The organism is Streptomyces coerulescens (genome assembly GCF_042657965.1).
Lineage (GTDB): Bacteria > Actinomycetota > Actinomycetes > Streptomycetales > Streptomycetaceae > Streptomyces > Streptomyces coerulescens.
Genome location: NZ_JBHSKM010000002.1, coordinates 1,135,964 through 1,158,690, shown reverse-complemented (window position 1 = coordinate 1,158,690; position 22,727 = coordinate 1,135,964). Strand labels below are relative to the sequence as shown.

The following is a 22,727-nucleotide window of genomic DNA, read 5'->3' as shown; positions in this document are numbered from 1 at the left end:
CGGGGTCGGCCGGACGCGTGACAGGCGCGGACGTCAGAGATTCGTCATGGTTCGCGGCGCCTTCACCGGCCCTGTCTCGGCCTACGGTCGGCGCATGGCACGGTCTCCCTTCTCCCCCTCCTTCTGGCGCAGCCCGTTGCGCGGCCCCTGGCTGACCTCGGTGCTCGGCATCGTCCTGCTCGGCGGGATCACGGTGCTGTTCGTGACCGGGCTGGTGTCCTACGCCGCCTACAACCCGAACCTCGCGCCGGTGAACGACAAGACCCCGGACAAGGGCATCCTCGGCTTCTACCTCTTCTCCTGGCCGACCGACCCGCACTGGCTGTACCGCCTCAACCAGGGCATCCACGTCACCCTCGGCATCACCCTGATCCCGGTGCTGCTGGCCAAGCTGTGGTCGGTCGTACCGAGGCTCTTCACGCTGCCGCCGGCACGCTCGCTCGCCCACGCCCTGGAGCGGATCTCGCTGCTGCTCCTGGTCGGGGGCGCGCTGTTCGAGTTCGTGACGGGGGTGCTCAACATCCAGCTGGACTACATCTTCCCCGGCTCCTTCTACACCCTGCACTTCTACGGGGCGTGGGTGTTCTTCGCCGCGTTCGTCGCGCATGTGGTGCTGAAGATGCCCACGGCCTGGCGCAATCTGCGACAACTCCGGGAGGAGAAGAACGACTTGGTCCCGCCCGACCCCGCCGAGCCGACCGTCTCCCGGCGCGGCGCCCTCTGGTTCGTGGGCGGAGGCTCACTGCTGCTGTTCGCCACGACCGTAGGACAGAACTTCAGTGGCGCCCTGCGCCGCACCGCCCTCCTCGCCCCGCACGGCGGCGCCGAACCGGGCAGCGGTCCCGGCGGCTTCCAGATCAACAAAACGGCCGCGTATGCGGGGATCCGCGAGGCCGACACGAACGAGGAGGCATGGCGGCTGGTGGTCGAGGGCCGCGACGGCCGCACGGTCCGCCTCTCCCGCGCCGACCTGCTCGCCATGCCGCTGCACAGCGCGGCGCTGCCCATCGCCTGCGTGGAGGGCTGGTCGACGTCCGACCAGTGGTGGCGAGGGGTACGGCTGCGGGACCTGGCCGCGCTGGTCGGCCACGACGGGGACCCGCCCGACGTCCTCGTGGAGTCCCTCCAGCAGCGCGGCGCCTTCCGCCGGGCCGCCCTGCGCGCCAACCAGGTCGCCGACTCCCGCTCCCTGCTCGCCCTGTTCGTCAACGGCGAGGACCTCACCCCCGACCACGGCCACCCGGCACGGATCATCGTGCCCGCCGCACCCGGCGTGCTGAACACCAAGTGGGTGGCGCGACTGACCTTCGGAGACCTGTGATGCGACGACGCCCCTGGTCGATCCCCGTCGGCAGCCCGCTCCAGATCCTGCTCCTCCTCTGCTCGTTCGCACTCGCCGGGTATGCGGGGGTGCGGCTGCTGGAGGGTGACTGGTTCTCGGTCGCGCTGTGGTTCGTGGGGGCGGCCGTCGTCCACGACCTGGTCCTCGTGCCGGTGTACGGGGCGGCGGATCGGGCGCTGGTACGAGGCTGCCGTCCGCATGTCGCGTACGTCCGCGTCCCCGCCGCCTTGTCCCTGCTGCTCCTGCTGATCTGGTTCCCCCTGATCACCGGCCGGGTCGCGGACCGCTACGCCGGTGTCACCGCACTGTCCACGGACGGCTTCCTGGCCCGCTGGCTGCTGATCACGGCCGTGCTCTTCGGGGGCTCGGCCGTCGTGTTCCTGGTCAGCCGATGGCGATCCGGGGATGGGCGCCGGGCGTGATCCAGCCCATGATGCGGTCCATGGTGGCTCGGGGCACGGAGACACAGCCGGCCGTGGCGCCGTTGCCGTTGACGTGGAGGAAGATGCCGGCGCCGCGGCCGGGGGTGGCGGGCCAGCGGTTGAAGTCGATGACGAGGGCCTTGGCGTACTGGGTCGGATAGTTGACGAGGTGTTCGCTGCCGCGGTCGCCGGACTCGGTGAGTGGGAAGTCGGCGCCCGCCTCGCCGTGCATGGAGTTGTAGAACCTCGACTCTGGGTCCTCCACCCACCAGTCGTCTTTCGTGACCCGGTGGTACGGCATCGCGGTGCCGCCCGCCTCGACACCGAAGCCCTCGGTGAGGGTGTAGGTGCCGGTGGGGGTGGTGTAGGTGCTCTGTCGGCGGGTGGCCCCGTCGGTCACGCCGTTGGAGCCGACGCGTCCGGCGCTGGTGCTGAACTGCGCCTTCCAGCCGGCCGATCCCCTGGCCCAGGCGGTGACGGTGGCGTAGGAGCCGGATGCCTCGACGGTGATGAGTTGGGTGGCGTTGCCCGGGTCGGCGGGGACGGGGAAGGCGGGGGTGGCGGGGGCCTGGGCGGCGGGTGCCGTGTCGCCGGAAGCCGACCCGGGATCCGCCCCCGTGCCGCTCGTGAACGGCCCGGTGGCCTTCGCATCGCTCGCCGAGGGGGAGGCCGATGCCGAGGTGGAGGGCCTTGTGGAGGGGCTCGCCGAGGGGGAGGCGGAGGCGCCGGGCGAGGCGGTGCCGACGGCGGTCGGGTCCTGCGCCTGTGGCGACCGCGACACCTCGACCGCGTCGGACGCCGCCGCCCGCTGGTCGCCCTGCCCGCCGCAGGCGGAGGTCGCCGCGAGGGTGCTGAGCAGTGCGGCGGCGATCAGAACCGGCCGGGGGAAGGCTTGCACGCTGGGCTCCTTGCGGGGAGGGAAGGGCGAGGTCAGCTCGCGGTCCGAGGGGCGGTGGCCGGCAGGGCGCCGGTGCAGGTCGCACGGCCGAACGTGCCGCTGGCGGTGGCGCTCTGGACATGCCGGCCGCGGATCGCGAGAGTGCAGCGGGCCTGTCCGCCCTTCTCGCCGAGGGTGATGCTGATGGTCGGGTCCTGGCCGAGCGGCACGTCGACGGTCCTGCGCCAGGGCAGGGCGGCGGCCTTGACGACAATCGCCTTCCCGGCCTCGCTGCGGGCCTGGAAAGTGAGGTCCGCGGCGCCCCGACCGGTCACTTCGTAGGTGACCGAGGCGGTGGGGGTGCGGCGATGCGGCGCGCTGTCGCTCTCGCCGCTCTCGACGACGCCGTACACGACGAGCCCCGCGCACACGGCCAGGGCCGCACCGGCCGCAATCAGGCCGGACCGGTCCGCGCGCCGGAAGAGTGCCGGAGTCGTGGATTCCCGTCTGTTGTCGCCCATGAATTATCCCCTTCGAAATGGAACTGCTCGAAGTCAACCGGGCGGGTTATACACGATGCCGTCCGACGTCGGCCAGCGAGCGGAAATATCGGACATCGCGCGGACCGCTCCGGTCAATGGTCCGTATTGTCCTGGCGCTTGACATCCCGTCACCGGAATGAATAGAAACCCGGCGCCCCTACCCATGGGCTCGCATTCTCATGGGTGGGGTTGATTTCTGGCGGCATGTTTATGCCATGACGCGTGAGGAAAGGTTTGGCGTGAAACCCAGACTGGGCAGGCTGGTGGCGTGCCTGGTGGTAGCCGCGGTGACAAGTACCGCGTTGCCCCAGGTCGCCTATGCGGCGCCGGCTGATGACGGTGACGACAAGGGGATTTTCGACACCGTCAAAGGCTGGTTCTCGGACGGCGACGACGGCAGTGGGGAACTGGCCGATCCGCCGTCCCATGACGAGTTGGAGATTGCGGACCGAGAGAAGGTTTCCTGGCCGAAGAGCGATCCCAAGGCGAAACGAGTCAGGGAACTTTCAGGTAAACGAACGGCAAACGCAAGATTCTGGCAGCTGTCGGACGGCCGTGTCGAAGCGGAACTGTCGGCGGTACCGACGTCATACCGTTCCGGTTCGGGCAAGAAGGCGTCCTGGAAGTCGGTCGACACAACGGTCCGGGCGTCGGAGGCCAAGGGTTTCGAGTTCGCCAACACGACGAACGAAGGCCGTAGCTGGTTCGGCACGGAATCCGACCGGCTGGTGCGTTTCCAGTCGCCCGACGGGCGCTCGGTCACCCTCGGCCTCGACGGAACGGACAAGGGCCTCAAGCCGACGGCCAAGGGCTCCACGGTCACCTACGACAACGCCGTCGAGGGCGCGGATCTGCAGTACGTGGTGGGCCCGGGCCGGGTGAAGGAGAACATCACCCTCGCCGAACGCCCCGACGGACCCCTGAAGTTCACCTTCACCCTCGACACCGACGGGCTCATACCGAAGGCCCGCAAGGACGGCTCGATCGCCCTGTACGGCGAGCTGCCGCACACCCCGGTGATGGTGATCCCCGCGCCGTACATGACGGACGCGAAGAAGGCGGACTCCTCCGTCTACGGCCGGACCTACAGCACCAAGGTCACCCAGAAGCTCACCCGGGACGGCAAGTCCTGGAAGCTGACCGTCACTCCGGACGCGAAGTGGCTGGCGGCCGAGGACCGGCAGTACCCGGTCGTCATCGACCCGACGATCACGATCGCCCCGTCACCTTCGCAGTCCCAGGACACCATGGTCCTGTCGGACCAGCCGTCGACGAACTTCAACACCACCTGGAAGCTGTCCGCGGGCCGCACCTCCACCACGGCCAACTCCCGCTCACTGATCAAGTTCCCGCTGAGCGAGATCCCTTCGGGCACGAAGATCGACTCGGCCCGCCTGGAGATGTACTTCGACCAGGCGCACACCACGGCCACCACCAACACCCAGATCGGTGTGTACCGGGCCACCGGAGCCTGGGACGAGACGACGGCGACCTGGTCCAACACCAGCAGTCTGGTCGGTGAGCAGTCCGCGACGACGGTCCAGGTCGACGACGAGGACGCGGGCACCGCGGCGGTCGGGACGTGGTCGACCTCCGGCGCCACCACGAACGCGGTCGGGGACACCTTCCGCTTCAACCTCGACTCGATCACCGGTGATTCCTTCACCTGGCCGGTCCGCGTGCCCGAGACGGGCACCTACCGGGTGGACGCGCACTATGTACAGGGCGCCAACCGGGCCGTGGCCGCCCCCTACACGGTGACCGCGGCCGGCGGCGCGACCAGCACGTACAACGTCAACCAGACCACCGGCACGGGCGGCGTGTGGACCTCGCTCGGCGGTGACGCCAACGAGCTGAGCTTCAACAAGGGCGGCGCCTACAAGGTCGACCTCAAGGACACGGCCGTACCGGCGAGCCAGGCGGTCATCGCGGACGCGGTGCGCCTGGTCGACCCGGCGAAGATCACCAAGTCGGCGGGTCAGTACAACCGCTGGCACAGCTTCCCGGTCGGCGACACGGTGCAGAAGTGGGTCGACGGCACCGCCACCAACCACGGCTTCGTGCTGAAGGCGACCGACGAGGCGAACAACCCCCTCGGCGGCCCCCGCTACGAGTCCGGCGACGGCGACTACGGCGGCGAGACCGCCACGATCCCCCGCCTGACGGTGACGTACGGCAAGGTCGGCACCACGCTGGACTCGCCCACGGTGATCCACTCCACGGGCCCGGAACTGTCCTGGAAGGCGTACGCGAACACCACCGGCGACGCGGACCTGAACATCGCCGAGTACCAGCTGCACCGCTCCACGCAGCAGGCGTTCACCCCGTCGGCGGCCACCCTGATCGCGCCGATCGACAAGAACGCGACCACGTACACGGACACCACCGCGACCCCGACGCCGGACTCGTCCTCGTCGGAGATCGGGCGGTCGTACTACTACCAGATCGCCGTGAAGACGGCAGACGGCCAACTCCTCGGCTCTCCCACCCGCATCGTCGGCGTCCCGAAGGCGGGCCGCACGATGCAGCTGATCCAGGGCACCGCGGCCGCCACCACGGACACCACGCTCTCCTCCGCCACCCCGACCACCAACCTGGACACCATCGACTCCGCGGGCGCGGGCCAGAAATGGCTGACGGTGGGCAACAACTCACCCACCTACGGCAAGACCCGCACGGCGCTGAAGTTCCCCACCGCCGACCTGCCCACCACCGCCACGGTGCTGGAGTCCCGGCTGTTCATGTGGGGCGCGGAGACCACCACCGACACCAACGGTGCGATCTACGAACTCCACGGCCTGACAAGGGACTTCAACGAAACCCAGACGACCTGGAACAGCGCTGCCACCGGCACGGCATGGACGGCGCCCGGCGGCGACTTCTCAGCGACCGTGTCGGACACCGTCGCCCAGGTCTCCGAGGTGGGCCGCCACTGGTGGGACGCCACCTCGCTGACCCAGGGCTGGGTGAAGACCCCGACGTCCAACAAGGGCGCCCTGATCAAGCTCAAGGACGAGTCCGCCACCGGCCCGCAGGAGCGCACGGTGTTCCTGGCCTCGGAGACGTCCGACCAGCAACTCGGCCCGCTGCTGCGCGTGATCTACGTCGACTCCACGACGGAGGACACGTACTACGCCCCGCAGACCCCGTCCCGGATGACCCCGAACTCGACGTACACGGTGGACTTCACGGTCACCAATACGACGAGTTCCGCCTGGGCGAGCGGTGAGCGGCAGCTGTCGTACACCTGGAAACTCCCGGACGGTACGGACGTCACCACCGGCGGCAATCAGCTCTCCACGGCGATCCCGGCACTGGCTCCCGGCTCGTCGGCGACGATCCAGGCACAGGTCAAGACGCCGATCAACTCCGACTCCGGCAATAAGCGCACGGACTACGTGCTGGGCTGGGACGTCCGCAAGGTCTCGGACGGCAGCTGGCTGTCCGCCGGCACGGGCGGGATCCCGTCACTGAAGCAGAACGTGGCGGTGGAGGATCCCACCTCCAACTCCCTGGGCCTGGAGAAGTTCTACTCCTACACCGGCAAGAACACCGGCGCCGGCTCGACGGTGATGAACAACCTGGCCTCCGGCAACAGCGTGTGGTCGTACAACGCGTTCACCAACCCGGGGCGCGGTCTGACGACGTTCGCGCGATTCGCGTACAACTCGCTGGACACGAGCGACACGGTGACGGGCGCGGGCTGGTCCGCCCAGCTGGCGGGCCCGATCCGGCTCGGCGCACCGCTGGACTTCCACCCCAACCCGAACGCCAACGCCACCGAGATCCGCCTCCCGGACGGCGACGGCACCACCCACGTCTTCACCAAACAGGCCGACGGCACCTGGAAAGCCCCGGCCGGCGTCCACTACCGCATCACGATGAAGGCGGGCCTGGACTGCACCCCGAACAAGGACCCGGTCCCGGACGCGTGGACGCTGCTCCGCCCCGACGGCACGCGCTTCCTCTTCGGCTGCGACGGCTACCTCACGTCGGTGGTCGACAAGAACGGCAACACCCAGACGTACACGTACGAGGAACGCAAGTCCCGCAACAAGCCGACGAAGTTCCTCACGTACATCACCGACCCGGCCGGCCGGAAGTCGTTGAAGATCGACTACTACCGGAAGTACGAGAACAAGGGCGGTGTCGTCTCCGGTGACGCCACCTACACGTACATCACCGCCACCGGCGCCAAGGCAGCGGGCACCAACCTCAACGAGCCCAAGATCTACGATCACGTCAAGTCCATCACGGACATCTCGGATCGCAAGATCACCTTCTACTACACGACCACCGGCCAGCTCGGCTGGCTGACCGACGGCGAGGGATCCTCCCAGCCGAAGGACTTCAAGTTCACCTACGACGCCGACCAGGGCAACAAGAACGTCAAGCTGGTCCAGGTCACCGACCCGCGCGGCCACGGCACCGACCTGGCGTACTACGCGCCGAAGGCCGGTGACGACCCGAAGTACCACTGGTGGACCAAGACCGTCACCGACCGCCTCGGCGGCGACACCGGCTTCACCTACGCGGCGAACGCCACGAACACGAAGTTCACCGACACGACGGTGACGGACGCCGAGACGCACGCCACGAAGTACGTCACGGACGACTTCGGCCGTCCGGTCCAGACGACCAACGCCAAGTCTCAGATCATGAAAATGAGCTGGGATGCCGACAACAACGTCACGTACCTGGAGGAGGACAACGGGGGGAAAACGGCGTACTGCTACGACCAGAAGACGGGCTACCCGCTCTGGCAGCGCGACGCGGAGAACAACAAGGCCGGCGTGCCCGACCAGACGACCACCTGTGTCACGGATTCCACCAAGTGGCCGGCCAACGCGGCGAAGTACGAGTACCAGACCCGCGCCGATGGCTACTCCGCCGACCTGTTCCGCAAAACCTCCCCGGAGGGCCGCAAGTGGCAGTTCGGCTATGACTCCTTCGGCAACCTGAAGACGGTCACCGATCCCAAGGGCGTCGCGACCACCACGGTCGCCGGTGACTACACCACGAAGTACGACTACGACTCATACGGCCAGCTGACCAAGGGGACCGACGCCAACGGCAACCCGACGACGTACAGCGGCTTCGAGCTCACCGGCTATCCGACGACGATCACGGACGCGAAGACCAACTCGTCGAAGTTCGAGTACGACGAGCGCGGGCAGGTCACCAAGGTCACCGACGCCAACCAGAACGTGACCACCCAGACGTACGACACGTTCGGCCGTCCGCTGGTCAACGTGGTGCCCAAGGACCAGGCGGCGGGCGTACTGATCACCACACCGGCACCGGAGTACGACGCCAACGACAACATCACCAAGACGACGGCGCCCAACGGCGCCGACTCCACGGCGGTGTACGACAACGCGGACCAGGTCACGTCGGCGACCGCGCCGGCGAACAACCTGACCGCTCCGCGCACCACGACGTACACCTACGACAAGGTCGGCAACATCAAGACGACGACCGAGCCCAAGGGCACGGCGTCGACAACGGATTCGACGGACTACCTTACGACGAACCACTACGACGAGATCTACCAGCTCACCTCCGTGGTCAACGCCAAGGGCGACAAGGTCTCGTACGAGTACGACACCGTCGGCAACATCACCAAGGTCATCGACCCCAAGAAGAATGCCACCGCCGACACGACCGACTACACGAGCAAGACCGACTACGACCTGAACCACCGGACCACGGTCGTCACCGACGCGGCCGGCAAGACCACCAAGCGGGGCTACGACAAGGACTCGTTGGTCACCTCGACCACGGACGCGGAGAACAATGTCACGACCGTCGTCTACGACGAGCGGGGCAAGCAGACCGAGGTCAAGGTCCCGCACGACGGTACGACATCGATCACGTACCGCACGACGAAGTACGAGTACGACCAGGTCGGCAACACCACCAAGGTGATCACCCCGCGAGCCGTCGCGGCCGGTACGACCACCGCGTTCACCAGCCGTACCGAGTTCGACGCGCTGAACCGCCCGGTCAAGCAGTACCAGCCGTACGACCCAGCGGACAGCCGCTACAACAATCCGAACGTCTACACGGAGACCACCTACGACAAGGTGGGCCGGGTCGCGAGGACCTCACTGCCGCCGTCGGACGGCGAGACCGTCCGCAACGACACCAACTACGGCTATTTCGACAACGGCTGGGTGAGGTCGTCCACGGACCCGTGGGACATCGCCACCACCTACGACTACAACGAGCTGGGAAAGCAGATCAAGCGGACCCTGACCTCGGCGGGCGGCTCCTCGGACCGCACGATGTCGTGGTCGCACTACCCCGACGGCTCGCTGAAGTCCCGCGCGGACGACGGCGCCCCAGTGGGGAAGTCAGTCGTCCTGGTCGACAACTCCGACACCCAGAACACCGTCAGGACCGGGACCTGGACGAAGGGAGACATCGCCGGGCAGCAGGGCTACAACCACGAGACCCACACGGCGGGCACGGGCACGGACGCCTTCACATGGACGCTCAACATCCCCAAGGACGGCACGTACATCACGTACGTCAGGTTCCCCAAGGTGACGGGGGCCGCCACGACGGCGAAGTACACGCTCACCCACGCGTCCGGAACCGTTGACAAGACGATCGACCAGAATGCGAGCGCGAACCAGGGCACCTGGGTCTCGTTGGGCTCGCACGCCTTCACACAAGGCAACGCGGCCAAGCTGCGGCTGTTCCAGAACAGCGGCGGCACGGTGGTCGCAGACGGCGTGAAGCTCGTCCGGGACACCAGCGGTGACCCAGCCGACACGGAGAAGGCCGACTTCGCCTACTCCTACGACCTCAACGGCAACCTGACGCAGATCGACGACACCTCGTCGACCGCGAAGATCGACGCGTACGCGATCACCTACACGGGCCTCAACCAGGTCCAGAAGGTGACCGAGTCGCTCGTCGGCCAGGAGAAGAAGTCCACTTCGTACACCTACGACGCGAACGGCAAGCCCGAGACGGTCACGCACCCGGACCAGTTCTCCAAGTACACCTATGACCTGCGTGAACTGGTGAAGACGGTCTCTGTCGGCAAGACCGCGACCGACGCCAACCCCAAGATCACGTCGTACACGTACACCGACCGCGGCCAGCGTCGGCAGGAGACGAAGGCCAACGGCAACACCGTTGACCACACGTACTACCTGGATGCGGCGCTGAAGTCGACCACGGAGAAGAAGCCCAACGACACCCTCGTCTCCTCGCACACCTATGCCTACGACGCGAACGGCAACAAGTCGCAGGACGTGGCGCAGAAGATGAACGCCGACAGTCACGCGGCGTACCTGTCGTCGACCACGGACTACACCTACGACCCGGCCGACCGGCTGGCCAAGGCCGTGAAGACCGGCAACGGCGCGGGCACGGAGACGTACGTCCACGACGACAACGCCAACGTCATCAGCCAGACGGTCAAGGGCACGACCGCTACGTACGACTACGACCGCAACCGGCTGCTGACTGCGACCGCATCCGGAACCCCAGCGAGCTACACCTACGACCCGTTCGGCCGTCTGGAATCAGTCACTTCAGGCGGCAAGGTCATCGAACGGAGCGTGTACGACGGCTTCGACCACGTCGTGGAGTCCCAGAAGATGGACGACACGGGTGCGATGAAGTCCACCACGTACGTCTTCGACCCGCTGGACCGCACCGCATCCAAGACGGTCGACGGCAAGACCACGGACTTCGCGTACCTGGGCCTCTCCTCCGAGGTCCTGGACGAGAAGGTCTCGGGCTCGCTGACCAAGTCGTACCAGTACAGCCCCTGGGGTGAGCGCCTGTCGCAGATCAAGCACAACGGCGACGGCACGACCGAGGACGGCTATTACGGCTACAACGGCCACACCGACGTCGAAACCCTGACCGGCGCCGACGGCGACACCAAGGCCACCTACGGCTACACCGCCTACGGCTCCGACGACGAGTCCGAGTTCACCGGCATCGACAAGCCTGATGTCACCGACCCGACCAAGGAGCTCTACAACCCCTACCGCTACAACTCCAAGCGGTGGGACGCCCAGTCGGGTACCTACGACATGGGCTTCCGGGATTACAACCCCGGTCTGAACCGCTTCACCACTCGGGACATGTACAACGGTGCCCTCGCCGACATGAGCCTCGGCGTGGACCCGTACAGTGGCAACCGGTACGCATTCACCGGCGGGAACCCCACCAGCAGGGTTGAGTACGACGGGCACATGATTTGCTCTGAGCCTGGTGTGTGCGGTAGCGACCCCTATCTCGCGCAGTACTACGAGAACCAGGCGTCGCGATCCGAGGACAGCAAGACCGACGACGCGCCTGTCCCGATCAGGAACCCCGAAATCAAAGCCGGCGTGGTGGTCGTAGGCCCTGTTGGCGGCCTCAAGCAGGCCGAAAAGTGGGTGCTTCCGCGGATCATCAGCCTCTTCAAGACGGATCCTGTCAAGATCCACTGGGGCAGTATCTTCGACCGCCCCGACGGGTTGACCGATTCCCAGTGGGACACGGCAGTGGACAACTGTCAGGCCACGTATGGTCTGCGCGAGTCGCAATGCCGCGACCTTCCTGTATACGTAGTCGATGGGAATCGCACACCGAAGATCGCCATCAACGACGCATCGGCAATCGCTGCCGGCAAGCCCTTCCTGCTGCACCGAAACGGCGGCGGGAAGGAAATCAGCGACAATCGAAAGTTCGCAGGATGCACTACTTGGTGGAAGTCGCTGGGTTCAGGGAGCTGTGATGAGTACCCATTTGCCTCCACCAGGGAAGGCGGTCTGGGATCCCAGGTCATGGGTGTACCCGCGGCGGAGCAGCAAATCCAGGGCACTACAATCTCAGCGTTCTACAGCACGAACAGGGTCAAGAATGGGGATCCGTTCTTGGTGGCGGTGATCAACGTACGCCAAGTCAACGGAATCTACGTGGCGCCGTGAAGGTAAGGGAAAGTATGAGCGAACTCCTGTGGGCCGAGGACGTCTACACCCAGTTCCCGATGGTCTCGATTCGCGACTTCGGCACCGAAGACTACCCGGTCGCAGAGACGGGTGAGGAGGAGGTGATCTATACCCCTGGGCAGATCTATATCGCCTCGCGTTCCGATGTCGACGGTGACGTTCGAGTCGAAGTGTGGCTCGGCGTCCCCGATTCAGAAAGGGGACGTAGCGTACTTGATTCAGTGATGAATTTTTCATCGGGAATCATGTGCGTCTCAGCCCCAGCAGAAGAAGATCAGGAATCACTACGCTTGCCTACGCCTGGGAATTGGCGTGTGCGGGTATGCGTAGAGGGCGAACCGCGACCGCATACGGTGTCACTTTTCCTTCTGCCGGATGAAAAGGCAGGCTGAAATCGGAGAATCGGCCCTGGCCTAGCCACTTGCTGCTCCGACAGATCCAGTGGCAGCGCGGCGATTTGTGAAGGCGGCCGTGCAGGGGCACCTCTGCACGGCCGCTGTCCACCTGGCCGGGGCGCTCGCCGCTGTTTCCCCTCACTCGGTCACGGCCGGTGCCGGTACTGCTCGGTGACCCACACTTCAGGAATCCGACGTTTCGCTGGTCCCGCCGTCACCTACGAACAAAAGGCACTACTGAACGCGCCGGCCTCGGGTGACGAGGGCGGCGCGCTTCCTTACCCGGCGTCGATGCCGCGTAAGCGCCGTCGACGGACAGGAGCCTCAAGGACCGGGACGCCCAGTCCGGCGCGTACGGCGTGGGCTTCCGCGATTACGACCCGGGCCTCAACCTGCTCACCTCGCGGGACATGTGCAACGGAGCTCTCGCGGCCATGGGCCTCGGCGCCGACCCGTTCACGGGCAACCGCTACGCCTTCACCGGCGGCAGTCGACACACATGGGGGCAGCAAGATCGACGCCTTCGTGTCCAACACCTTTGCGGCAGATTCCCACCGGAGGGTTGCCATGACAGGATCGGGTGCAGCGGAGGGGGGGACGGCAGCATGACCGCGTGGGAGACGCTTCAGCGCATCATGCCCCCCACGGCCGAGAGTGACACCTCGGTGGACTGGGGGCGCGTGGAACAGTCGTGGGGAAGGACCTTCCCGTCCGACTACCACCGGTTCATCGACTCCTACGGAGCGGGTGGGGTCGAGGACTGCCTGGTGATCATGGCCCCCGAGAACAAGCAGGAAGCACCTGCCTCGCCCTACGGCGGCATGATCCACGAGACGCTCAACGCCGAAGGGGCCTGGGGCAGGATTCCGAAGGCTCCTGATGTGGCCGGCCTGGAGCCGGTGCTGATCGCGTGGGGGGTCTCCTGCGCGGCCGACATCCTGTGCTGGGACGCCTCGGCCGAGGACCCGGCCACCTGGCCGCTGCTCGTGTACGAAAGGGGCGACAACCTCTGGCGGCGCTACGACTGCGGGGTGGTCGAATTCGTCGTGCGTGTCATCCGGGCGGAGTTCGACGACTGTCCGATCGGGGACCTGTCCTTCTGGGGTGCGGGCTCGGCCCTCTTCCTCAATGAGGCGGAGGGGCGACGCCGCCTCGAGCAGGGGCTGGACCCGTGGACCGGTGGACCGGATCCTTACGCGGGCATGTCCTGGGGCTGACAGCGGCAGGTGTGGGCCGGGCCGGGTTTCGGTCCGGCACACACCTGTGTGAGAGGGCGTGTCAGTAACCGCCTTCAGCTCGTCGTACGTGCTCCGTGGCTGCCGCTGAACGCGACCGTGCCCGTGACCGTGAGCGCGGCCCCGCTGCCGTCCGCGGGCGTGCCGGTGAGCTCCCAGGTGTAGGTGCCGTCGCTGACGTAGCGGCCGCTGTCGGTGCGGCCGTCCCAGGTGAACGAGACGGCGGCGGCGTACTCCTCCGCCGAGCCCTCGAACACCGTGCGCCCGGCCTTGTTCCGGACCGCCACCCGGGCGTCGACGACGGGCTTGGACAACTGCCAGTCCGCGTCCCAGACGGCGTCGGTGGCGGATCCGAGGTCCACGGACCCATCGACCCGCGACTCGATCCCGGCCACCGGGGACGTGGCGACACCCGGGTCGACCACGGTGATCCGGGCGCTCTTGTCCTTCGCGTACGCGACCGCGCCGCCGAAGCGGTCGGCCTCGACGATCGGGTACGCGTACGGGGACGTGAAGGCCTCGATCGTGCGTGACGCGTCGCCGATCGGGGTCAGGTCGAGCCGGCCGCGGTCCCCGTCGTACGCCACCACGTAGCCGTCGCCGAGGGTGCCGCGCGGCGCCCAGGACGACTGCCGGGTCTGTGTGTTGTAGACGCCGTGACCGGAGCTGACCGACCCCGAGGGGTAGCAGTCCCAGTACACCCAGGGCCCGGAGGTCTGCAGTTGCTGCGGCAGACAGCCGTTGTCGGTGATCGGGTCCGTGGCCGTCGTCTCACCGGTCTTCAGGTCGACGGCCTGGAGTGTGCCGTCGTCCGAGTCGCTGGGCATCCAGAGCGTCGTGCCCCATACCGCGAGGCCGCCCTGGCCCTGGCGGACCCGGACCACCTTCGGCCCGCCGGACGCGTCGAGGTCGACGACGTACTGACGGTCCTCCAGGCCGCGCCCGCTGTCGCCGAACACCACATAACGGCCGGAGGCCGAGCGCACGGCCGAGACGTGGTCGGAGCCCGTCGGCATCTTCTCCCCGGTCTGCGGGTCCACGGCGGGCACGACGGTCCTCGTGCCGTCCACCGCGAGCACCACGAGCACCTGGGTGCCGTCCTCGTCGGTCGTGGCGACGACGGTACGGCCGTCCCCGGTGCCGACCGGCTGCCGGGAGTCGTACACGCGCTGGGCCGCCTCGCCGGTGGTCCGCGCGTCCGGCCGTGCGAGCAGCGACCGATCGCCGGCTGACGGGGTGGCACCGAGGGCGATCCGCCGGTGGAAGAGCGCGGGCAGGTACGTGGTGTCGGACTCGGCCGTGACCAGGTGTCCGGCCGTGAGCGACAGCCGCGTGAGCCTGCCCTCCTTGGGGGCCACCTCGCGCACCGTACGCAGCACGGGCGCCCCGTCGTCACCGACGGAGACCCGGCGCACCGCCCAGTCCCCGGACGAGGCGCCGCCGGTGACGACGACGCCGCCGCCCGGGACCTGCGCCATACGCCGACCGGCGTGCTCCAGCAGCGTCCTGGGCTCGCCTCCGGTGATCGGCAGGGCGGTGAGCGGAGCGCCCTCGCGAACCAGGAAGTCGTCGGCGCTCTGCGTGAACTGACGCGTGGTCAGCAGCCAGTCGCCGACGAGTCCGAGCTGCGGGGTGCCCGCGCCGTCCGAGCCGAGTTCGAGCCTGGTCTCCGCCGCCTCGGGGGTGGCGCGAGGCAGTACACGGGCCGTGGTGTTGCCGCCGTCGGGCGAGTACCAGGCGACGTACGCGTCGGAGAACACGACCTGGGCGTGCGCGCCGGTGGCGCCCTGGAACACCGGGGTGACCTCGGCCGTCGCCAGGTCCAGCAGACCGACACCGCGGGTGCCGTCGGGGTGCGCGTACCAGAGCGCCACCGAACGGTCGTCCCCGCCGAGCGTCATGCCGTCCTCCGCCACCCAGCCGTTCAGCCCGGTGACGAGGGTGTCGGTGAGCTGCCCGTCGGCCATGCGCAGCACATGCAGGACGTTCTTGTCGCCGTTCGCGTCCCGGGTGGCGGTGAGTACGGCGGAGCCGAAGACGCCACGGTAGAAGTGGCCGTCGGGCAGCGTGTACTGGGTGGTCGTGCCGGACGTCATGTCCTTGAGCTGAACCCTGTTCGGGAAGTCGTAGATCGCCACGACGTCCCCGCTGGTGACGGAGACGTGGCTGCCGCCCCCTCCGTCGATCGAGTTGATGTCGTCGTACGGGGCCGAGGCGGGCAGGTCGACCGGGTCACCGCCGTCCGGTGTCCAGCGGTAGTGGCCGAGCGCGCTCTGGTCCTGGACCTCCACGCGCTCCACGACGCCGCCGGGCCCCGCGCCGTACACGGGGTTGGCGACCGGCTTGAAGCGGTCCGGAGCCGGGACGGTCAGCGAGGGGGTCTCGGCATGGGCGTCGGACAGGAGAAAGGGCAGGGTTCCGCCGGCGGCCGCGAGGGCAAGGCCGGCGGCCAGGCCGCCGCGTATGAGAGGTCGCGTTCGGTTCGGCTTGTGGCGTGGGGCCACGGAGCACCTCCAACAGGCATGGCAAGGAGGGCCGTTCGACGCGGACACCCGGGGGTCGACGCGGAACAGCCCGGCAAAAGGCGCCGCAAGCTAGCACGGCTGACGGACGTGATTCGACCTGGCTCACCAATCGCCTGTAAGTGAAGAAAGCGGACAGAGTGGGGGCGTCATGGGTGACGCACGAAAATCCCAAAGGTTGTACGTCCGGCCTGACTTGACTGTGTGTTGATCGACACGCCTGCCACCTGTGATGTTCCTGATGCGACATCCGCTTGATCGTCAGGGAGAGACGGAAACCGCTCGCCCGACTGACCGAGTGAAGGGGTGGGGTCCCATGAGCCGCATGGACGGGCGGGTCCCGGGTGCCAGTGAGATGCGGTCGTGCGCCGCGGGATTCGTCGCGCGCGTCACCGCCCGCAACCGGCTTCCGCTGGACTACTCCGTGGCCAGCCTGCGGGTCGTGGACTTCCTGATCGACGGGCTGCGCAAGGGCGGGGCCGGGCGGGAGCAGGTGCGGGAGATGCTGTTCGGGCTCGGTGCCTACGTCGGTGAGGTGCTCGTGCGTCGCGCGGGAGCGGTGTGGGTGGACTTCGACGCCGACCAGCGCGAGTACTTCGGGCAGCCCGTCGGCGTACGGATGTCGGACGGACGGGTCTGGAATCCGCTCGGCAAGGTCGGCAACCGTTTCGAACTCGGCGGTCCGGGGGAGTCCCTCCAGACCTTCTATCTGACCCTGCACGGTCGGGCCAGGGGAGTCGTCGCGTGAGAAGGACCTCTGCCGCGCCGGCGCTGTTCCTCGCGGCCGTCGCACTGACCGGCTGTGCGGACTCCACGGACCAGGGGAAGCCCGCCGAGTCCGCACAGCCCACCACCCAGAGCCCACAGCCCGCCCCCGCGCCCCGCACCGCCGCCGACCTCCTCGCCCGCGCCGAGGAGGCCATGACTCGGCAGAAGGGCTGGACATTCACCGTGCGGGGCCGCGAGGGCCTGCTCCTCCAAGGCCAGGAGAACGCCGCCACCTACACGGCCACCGTCCACCGCACCACCGGCGCGGCATGGGCACTCCACTCCACCGGCGCCACCCTCAGCAAAGGCGTACGCGAGCCCGAGGAGATCTACGTCGCCGAGGGGACGGCGTACGTCAAGAAGGGCACCGCCGTCTGGGAGCACGGCCCCCTCGACGACCCCGAGTTCGCGAACAAGGTGGAAGACCCCCTCGCCGCGCTGGACGCATTCCAGGAATACGGCGACGAGGTCACCGTCAGCGCGGTGCAAGGCCATGTCGAACTGCGCGTCCGCATCCCCTCCGCCCGACTGTCCGACAGCCGCCACCGACCCGCCCTCGCGAAGGCGGCCCGCGAATTCCGGCCGACCTTGGACCGGCTGCGCGACGCCGGTGTCGCCGCGAGCGAGCGCGACATCGTGCTGAACCGCCTGGAGGAGGTCCTGGTCCTGGATGCCGCCACCTTTCGCATCACCTCCCACCGCTTCGCCTTCGGTTTCCTGATCCCGTATCAGGGGCAGCGCGTCACCTACCGCCAAGAGGTCAGCGAGCAGAACCGAGGTGTGTTCGAAGGGACCGTCGCTCGGCCGGCCGGCGTCACGGACTGACCCTCACGCCGCCCGCACCTCCGCCGAAGCCACCGGGAAGCCCTCCGTGCGCGACACCCTCCGCTCGGCGTCCACCGCGAACACCTCGCACCCCTCCCGCGCCGCGGCCCACTGCACACCCTCCGCTCCCATCGCGAACGCGGCCGTCGCCACGGTGTCCGCGACGGTCAGGGAGGACGCCACGACGCTCAGCGAGAGCAGGCCCGTCGCCGGACGCCCCGTGCGGCCGTCGACGATGTGGTCGCCGCGCTCGTAGCGCGCGGACGTCGCGATCGCCCCGTCGGTCAGCTCCGCGACCGTGCACAGCCGGTCGGCCCGCTCGGGATGCCGTACGCCCACCCGCCACGGCCCGCCCGCCGCCACCACATCTCCTCCGGCGTTGAGGACGAAGCGCCCGGCGCCCGCCGCCCTCAGCAACTCCGCCGCCCGCTGCACGGACCAGCCCTTCACCACCGCGCAGGGATCCAGCCCGCGACCGGGCAGCCGTACGTCGAAGGCGCCGCCCGTGGCGACCCGGTACTCCTCGCACAGGTCGAGCACGTCGGCGAGGTCCGCGCTGACCGCGTGCCGCGCGATCTCACCCCGCTCCAGCCGGCACACCTCGCTGTCCGCCTTGAACGGGCTGAACCGGGCGTCGACCTCACGCAGCCACGCGAACACGGCGTCCGCCACGTCCTCGCCCACCTGCTCGTCGTCGACCCGGAGCGAGACCGGGAACCCCATGACGTGCTCGACCCGGTGCACGATCAGCCCTTCGCGTCGATGGCGGCCTGGAGGGACTCCTTGTAGCCGTCACTCGTGATCGTGGCGCCGGACACGGTGTCGACGTCCGCGCTCTGGGCTTCCAGGGTCTCGGCGATCAGCTTCGGGACGGCCGCCGCGGTCTGGGGGTGGTTGGGCTGCTGGAGCATCCGTACCGATGCGATCCCGGTGCCCCGGAAGGTCACCTCGACCTGCACGGGGCCCTTGTCCGTCTGTACGGTCGAGCCCTTGACGACCGTCGCGCCCGATCCGGACGATCCGGAGGACCCGGACGACGCCGACGGTGTCGGGGCCGGCGCGGCCGACTCCGTGGCCGCCGTGCCCAGGGACGGCTCATAGAGCCAGACCGGGACCAGGCCCGCCATGCTCAGGACCAGGACGGGTATGGCACGCTTCACGATGTCTTCCTTGTCCTTGTCGGTGCCGCTCAGCCGGCCAGGCTGAAGCGCTCGAAGTGGACCTGCTCCTGGGGCACGCCCAGCTCGCGCAGGCTGCCGATCACCGCGTTCATCATCGGCGGCGGGCCGCAGAGGAAGACATCGCGGTCGGTGATGTCCGGCACCAGCCGGGACAGCTCCGCCGGGGCCAGCTTGTCCGGGGTGACCGGGCCGGACACCAGGTGCAGCTCGGCGCCCTTCCTCTGCGCGAGCTCGGCCAGTTCGCCGTACAGGACCGCGTCCTGGTCCGAGGCGACCCGGTAGATCACGACCGCGTGGCCGTGCAGCTCTTCCAGCAGTGCGCGGATCGGGGTGACGCCGACGCCGCCCGCGATGAGCACCGCCTCCGGCCGCGTGCGGTGCATCGCGGTGAACGCGCCGTAGGGGCCCTCGGCGAAGACGCGCGTGCCGACCTTCATATGACGGAGGGCCGCCGAGCCGTCGCCCGCCGCCTTGGCCGTCAGGCGCAGCTGGGTGCCGTCGGGCGCCGCCGACAGGGAGAACGGGTTGGCCTGCCACCAGCGGTCCTTCGTCAGGAACCGCCACAGGAAGAACTGGCCGGCGCGTGCGGGCAGCTTGTCCAGGTCACGGCCGGTGATGTAGATCGAGACCACGTTGTGGGACTCGGGGACCACCGCCGAGACCCGGAACTGGTGGCGCCAGTTCCGCCAGAGGGGGAGCACCAGCCGGCCGACGAAGACCGAGCCGAGCGCGACGCCCCATACGCCGTACCAGTACGCCGTAGCAGCCGACGACGACGTGAAGGACGTACCGACCGCCACCTGGTGGGTGAAGGCGAGGACCACCGCGACGTACGTGTACAGGTGGATGAAATGCCACGTCTCGTACGCCAGCCTGCGCCGCGCGAAGCGGGCCGACACCACGCCGATCACGACGATGAGGCCGAATGCCACCACCGCACGCAGCACGCCCTCGACCGTCTCGGCGAGGTCGATCAGCTGGTTCACCGGGTCCAGCGAGGACGACTCGGCGTAGCCGAAGGTGATGAAGACGGCGTGCGCGAGCAGGGCCCACAGGACGCTGAAGCCGGTCCAGCGGTGCCAGGACGTCAGCCGGTCCATGCCGATCCGGCGGTCCAGCCACGGCAGCCGGGCCACCAGCACCAGCTGGAAGGCCATCAGCAGCGCGCCGGCCAGGCCGGTGAGGCGGCCGAGCACGATGAGCGCGTTGGAGGCGAAGCCGGCGGCGAAGAAGAAGTAGAGCACCACGGCCACGTTCGCGGCCAGCACGGCGTACAGACCCGTGCGGGCGACGACCCTGGGGCGTATCGCCGTGGGGGGCGCAGGGGGCGATTGGACGGTCGTCACGTGCGACAGCTCCTTGATCTCGTCTGTGGATACCGAGCTTGACCGGCCGGAGCTGTCGGAAAGCTGTCGTAGATCTATCAGCTGATTATCGATGTGGTCCTGGGCCGTCACCCGGCCCCGAGGTTCCGCGCCCGGTGCCGCACTATGAACGGGTGGAGAAAGTACGCCTGCTGGTCGTGGACGACGACCCGCCCATCGCCGACCTCGTCGCGACGGTCGCCCGCTACGAGGGCTGGGAGGCGGTCACCGCCAACTCCGGCGAGGAGGCGCTGCGGCTGGCCGCCGAGTTCCATCCGGACATCGTGGTGCTGGACCTCATGCTGCCCGATGTGGACGGCTTCGGCGTCCTGGACCGGCTGCGCGCCGCCGGGACGATGGTGCCCGTGGTGTTCCTGACGGCCCGGGACGGCGTCGCCGACCGGGTGGCCGGGCTGACCCGCGGCGGCGACGACTACCTGGTCAAACCGTTCGCCGTGGAGGAGCTGATGGCCCGGCTGCGCACCGTGCTGCGGCGCAGCGCGGGACCCGGCTTCCAGCGTTCCGTCCTTCGGGTGGCCGACCTGATGATGGACGAGGACACCCGCGAGGTCCGCCGTGGCGAGAAGCTGCTCACGCTCACGCCCACCGAGTACGAGGTGCTGCGCTATCTGATGCGCAAGTCGCCGACCGTGCTCACCAAGGCGCAGATCCTCGACCATGTGTGGGAGTACGGCTTCGGCGGCCGCTCCAACGTCGTCGAGCTGGTCGTCAGCCGCCTGCGTCGCAAGCTCGACGACACCGGCGCGCCGCTGATCCACACCGTGCGCGGCTTCGGGTACGTGATCCGGCAGGCGGCCGAGTGAGCGGGCGGCTGCGGCGGGCGTATCGCGGGATGCGGCTCGGGACCCGGCTGGCGCTGGGTCTCGGCGCCCTGTCGCTGGTGGTGTTCGCGGTCGTCGGCACCGCGCTGACGACGTACATGCGCGACTACCTGTCGGCCCAGCTCGACACCACGCTGGCGCAGGGCCAGGTCGCCCAGTCCAAGTCCATAGCCGACTACGGCACGCTCTCCGGCAAGAAGTACTACAGCTGGTACTACGCCGTGTACGACGTCTCCGGCGGCGAGCCCGTGCTGCGCAGGCCGGAGGACCCGGCCGACGTCCCGGCGGACGTCGACGACTTCACCTCCCTGGCCCGCGCGCAGATGGCCGCGAGCACCGAGGTCCTGCGCACCGAGCATCTGAAGGGCAAGGGCGAGTACCGGCTGCGGGCCTGCGAGGTCGAGCCCGGTGTGGTGCTGGTCAGCGCGGCGCCCATGGAGGACATCGAGGACACCGTCGGCCAGCTGATCACCATCCAGGCCGTGACGTTCGGGCTCGCGCTGCTGGCGCTCGTGGTGCTCGGGCGGGGCATGCTGCGGCGCGGCCTGAAGCCGCTGAGCGACATGGCGCACACCGCCCGCGGCATCACCTCGCACGACCTGACCGACTCGGGGCGGCTGCCGGTACGGCACGACGGGCGCGGCGGCGGGCCCGAGGTGGAGGAGCTGCGCACCGCGTTCAACACGATGCTGGAGCACATCGACGACTCGCTCGTGGTCCGCGCGGAGGCCGAGCAGCGGCTGCGCCGCTTCGTCGCGGACGCCTCGCACGAGCTGCGCACTCCGCTGATGTCGGTGCGCGGCTACGCCGACCTGTTCCAGTACGCGGCCGCCAACGCCCCCGAGGAACGGGACCGGCACCTGGCGCGGCTGCGCGCGGAGGCCGCCCGGATGGGCTTCCTCCTCGACGACCTGCTGCTGCTCGCCCGCCTCGACGCCGCGGAGGTCGAGACGCCGCTGCGGCCGCAGGAGGCCGACCTGGTGGACCTGGTCGAGCAGGCGGCGGACGCCTTCCGCGTCACCCACGCCGACCACCCGTTGACCCTGGCTCCCGGACCCGGCACCCTCACGCTGCGCCTCGACCCCCAGCGCATCCGCCAGGTCCTGGACAACCTGCTCACCAATGCGGCGATGCACACCCCGGCCGGCACCGAGGTGTCCGTGGCGGTGTCGCTGACGGGCGGCGCCGCACAGATCCGGATAGCCGACGCCGGCCCCGGCATCCCGCCCGCCGACCGCCAGCGGGTCTTCGACCGCTTCTACCGCGTCGACAAGGCTCGCAGCCGCGACCGCGGCGGCAGCGGCCTGGGCCTCGCGGTCGCCCAGTCGCTGGTGCGAGCCCACGGCGGCCACATCGACCTGACGAGCGAGCCGGGGGCGACGGTGTTCACGGTGACGATTCCGCTGACGGTCGGAGCGCTTACGAAGTCATGACGTGACCGGTGCGCAG

The 22,727-nt window shown here is 68.6% G+C and carries 15 protein-coding genes; 9 read left to right on the top strand and 6 right to left on the bottom strand.

Going from position 1 to position 22,727, the window contains the following annotated elements; translation table 11 throughout:
• Window positions 1–94 precede the first annotated feature (94 nt).
• Both ACFPQ9_RS06600 and ACFPQ9_RS06595 read left to right on the top strand, forming a co-directional pair.
• Window positions 95–1,321, top strand: a complete 1,227-nt coding sequence (locus ACFPQ9_RS06600) for a molybdopterin-dependent oxidoreductase (protein WP_380847956.1) — start codon at window positions 95–97, stop codon at window positions 1,319–1,321.
• Complete coding sequence (locus ACFPQ9_RS06595) at window positions 1,321–1,764, top strand: hypothetical protein (protein ID WP_380847953.1); 444 nt, start codon at window positions 1,321–1,323, stop codon at window positions 1,762–1,764. Before ACFPQ9_RS06600 ends, ACFPQ9_RS06595 begins: the two co-directional genes overlap by 1 nt.
• On the opposite strand, the gene ACFPQ9_RS06590 is transcribed toward ACFPQ9_RS06595, so the two are convergent.
• Complete coding sequence (locus ACFPQ9_RS06590; RefSeq protein ID WP_380847950.1) at window positions 1,727–2,662, bottom strand: L,D-transpeptidase family protein; 936 nt, start codon at window positions 2,660–2,662, stop codon at window positions 1,727–1,729. The genes ACFPQ9_RS06595 and ACFPQ9_RS06590 overlap by 38 nt on opposite strands.
• Before the next feature lie 32 nt (window positions 2,663–2,694).
• Complete coding sequence (locus ACFPQ9_RS06585) at window positions 2,695–3,162, bottom strand: hypothetical protein (RefSeq protein WP_380847947.1); 468 nt, start codon at window positions 3,160–3,162, stop codon at window positions 2,695–2,697.
• A gap of 1,268 nt (window positions 3,163–4,430) precedes the next feature.
• Here ACFPQ9_RS06585 and ACFPQ9_RS06580 point away from each other — a divergent pair.
• From ACFPQ9_RS06580 to ACFPQ9_RS06570, 3 genes are all read left to right on the top strand, one after another.
• Window positions 4,431–12,125, top strand: a complete 7,695-nt coding sequence (locus tag ACFPQ9_RS06580; protein WP_380848471.1) for a golvesin C-terminal-like domain-containing protein — start codon at window positions 4,431–4,433, stop codon at window positions 12,123–12,125.
• Between the two features lie 14 nt (window positions 12,126–12,139).
• Window positions 12,140–12,538: a hypothetical protein gene (locus tag ACFPQ9_RS06575; protein WP_380847944.1), complete on the top strand. Its 399-nt coding sequence runs from the start codon at window positions 12,140–12,142 to the stop codon at window positions 12,536–12,538.
• A 608-nt stretch (window positions 12,539–13,146) separates the two neighbouring features.
• The gene (locus tag ACFPQ9_RS06570; protein ID WP_380847941.1) at window positions 13,147–13,758 is read left to right on the top strand and encodes a hypothetical protein; all 612 of its coding nucleotides are present in this window, start codon (window positions 13,147–13,149) and stop codon (window positions 13,756–13,758) included.
• Window positions 13,759–13,832: 74 nt separating this feature from the next.
• Here the strand turns inward: ACFPQ9_RS06570 and ACFPQ9_RS06565 are convergent, their stop codons facing one another.
• Window positions 13,833–16,280, bottom strand: coding sequence for a FlgD immunoglobulin-like domain containing protein (locus tag ACFPQ9_RS06565; protein WP_380847938.1), 2,448 nt, complete (start codon window positions 16,278–16,280; stop codon window positions 13,833–13,835).
• 334 nt (window positions 16,281–16,614) lie between these two features.
• On the opposite strand from ACFPQ9_RS06565, the gene ACFPQ9_RS06560 reads away from it, so the two are divergent.
• Window positions 16,615–17,046, top strand: a complete 432-nt coding sequence (locus tag ACFPQ9_RS06560) for a hypothetical protein (protein WP_380847936.1) — start codon at window positions 16,615–16,617, stop codon at window positions 17,044–17,046.
• Window positions 17,043–17,891: a hypothetical protein gene (locus tag ACFPQ9_RS06555; protein WP_380847933.1), complete on the top strand. Its 849-nt coding sequence runs from the start codon at window positions 17,043–17,045 to the stop codon at window positions 17,889–17,891. Before ACFPQ9_RS06560 ends, ACFPQ9_RS06555 begins: the two co-directional genes overlap by 4 nt.
• Window positions 17,892–17,894: 3 nt before the next feature.
• Here ACFPQ9_RS06555 and ACFPQ9_RS06550 read toward each other — a convergent pair whose 3' ends face one another.
• Genes ACFPQ9_RS06550 through ACFPQ9_RS06540 form a run of 3 tightly spaced genes read right to left on the bottom strand, consistent with a single transcriptional unit; the run spans window position 17,895 to window position 20,418 of the window.
• Window positions 17,895–18,614, bottom strand: coding sequence for an FAD:protein FMN transferase (locus ACFPQ9_RS06550; protein ID WP_380848468.1), 720 nt, complete (start codon window positions 18,612–18,614; stop codon window positions 17,895–17,897).
• Window positions 18,615–18,637: 23 nt separating this feature from the next.
• A complete protein-coding gene (locus ACFPQ9_RS06545) occupies window positions 18,638–19,051 on the bottom strand; it encodes an FMN-binding protein (protein ID WP_380847930.1) in 414 nt (137 codons plus the stop codon).
• Between the two features lie 29 nt (window positions 19,052–19,080).
• On the bottom strand, window positions 19,081–20,418 hold the full coding sequence (locus ACFPQ9_RS06540; RefSeq protein WP_380847927.1) for a ferredoxin reductase family protein: 1,338 nt from the start codon (window positions 20,416–20,418) through the stop codon (window positions 19,081–19,083).
• Window positions 20,419–20,570: 152 nt separating this feature from the next.
• Here ACFPQ9_RS06540 and ACFPQ9_RS06535 point away from each other — a divergent pair, with 152 nt between their 5' ends.
• Together ACFPQ9_RS06535 and ACFPQ9_RS06530 are read left to right on the top strand one after the other, a co-directional pair.
• On the top strand, window positions 20,571–21,260 hold the full coding sequence (locus ACFPQ9_RS06535) for a response regulator transcription factor (protein WP_380847924.1): 690 nt from the start codon (window positions 20,571–20,573) through the stop codon (window positions 21,258–21,260).
• Entirely contained in the window at window positions 21,257–22,711 is a 1,455-nt protein-coding gene (locus tag ACFPQ9_RS06530) for a sensor histidine kinase (protein WP_380847921.1), read from the top strand. Before ACFPQ9_RS06535 ends, ACFPQ9_RS06530 begins: the two co-directional genes overlap by 4 nt.
• Window positions 22,712–22,727: the final 16 nt, after the last annotated feature.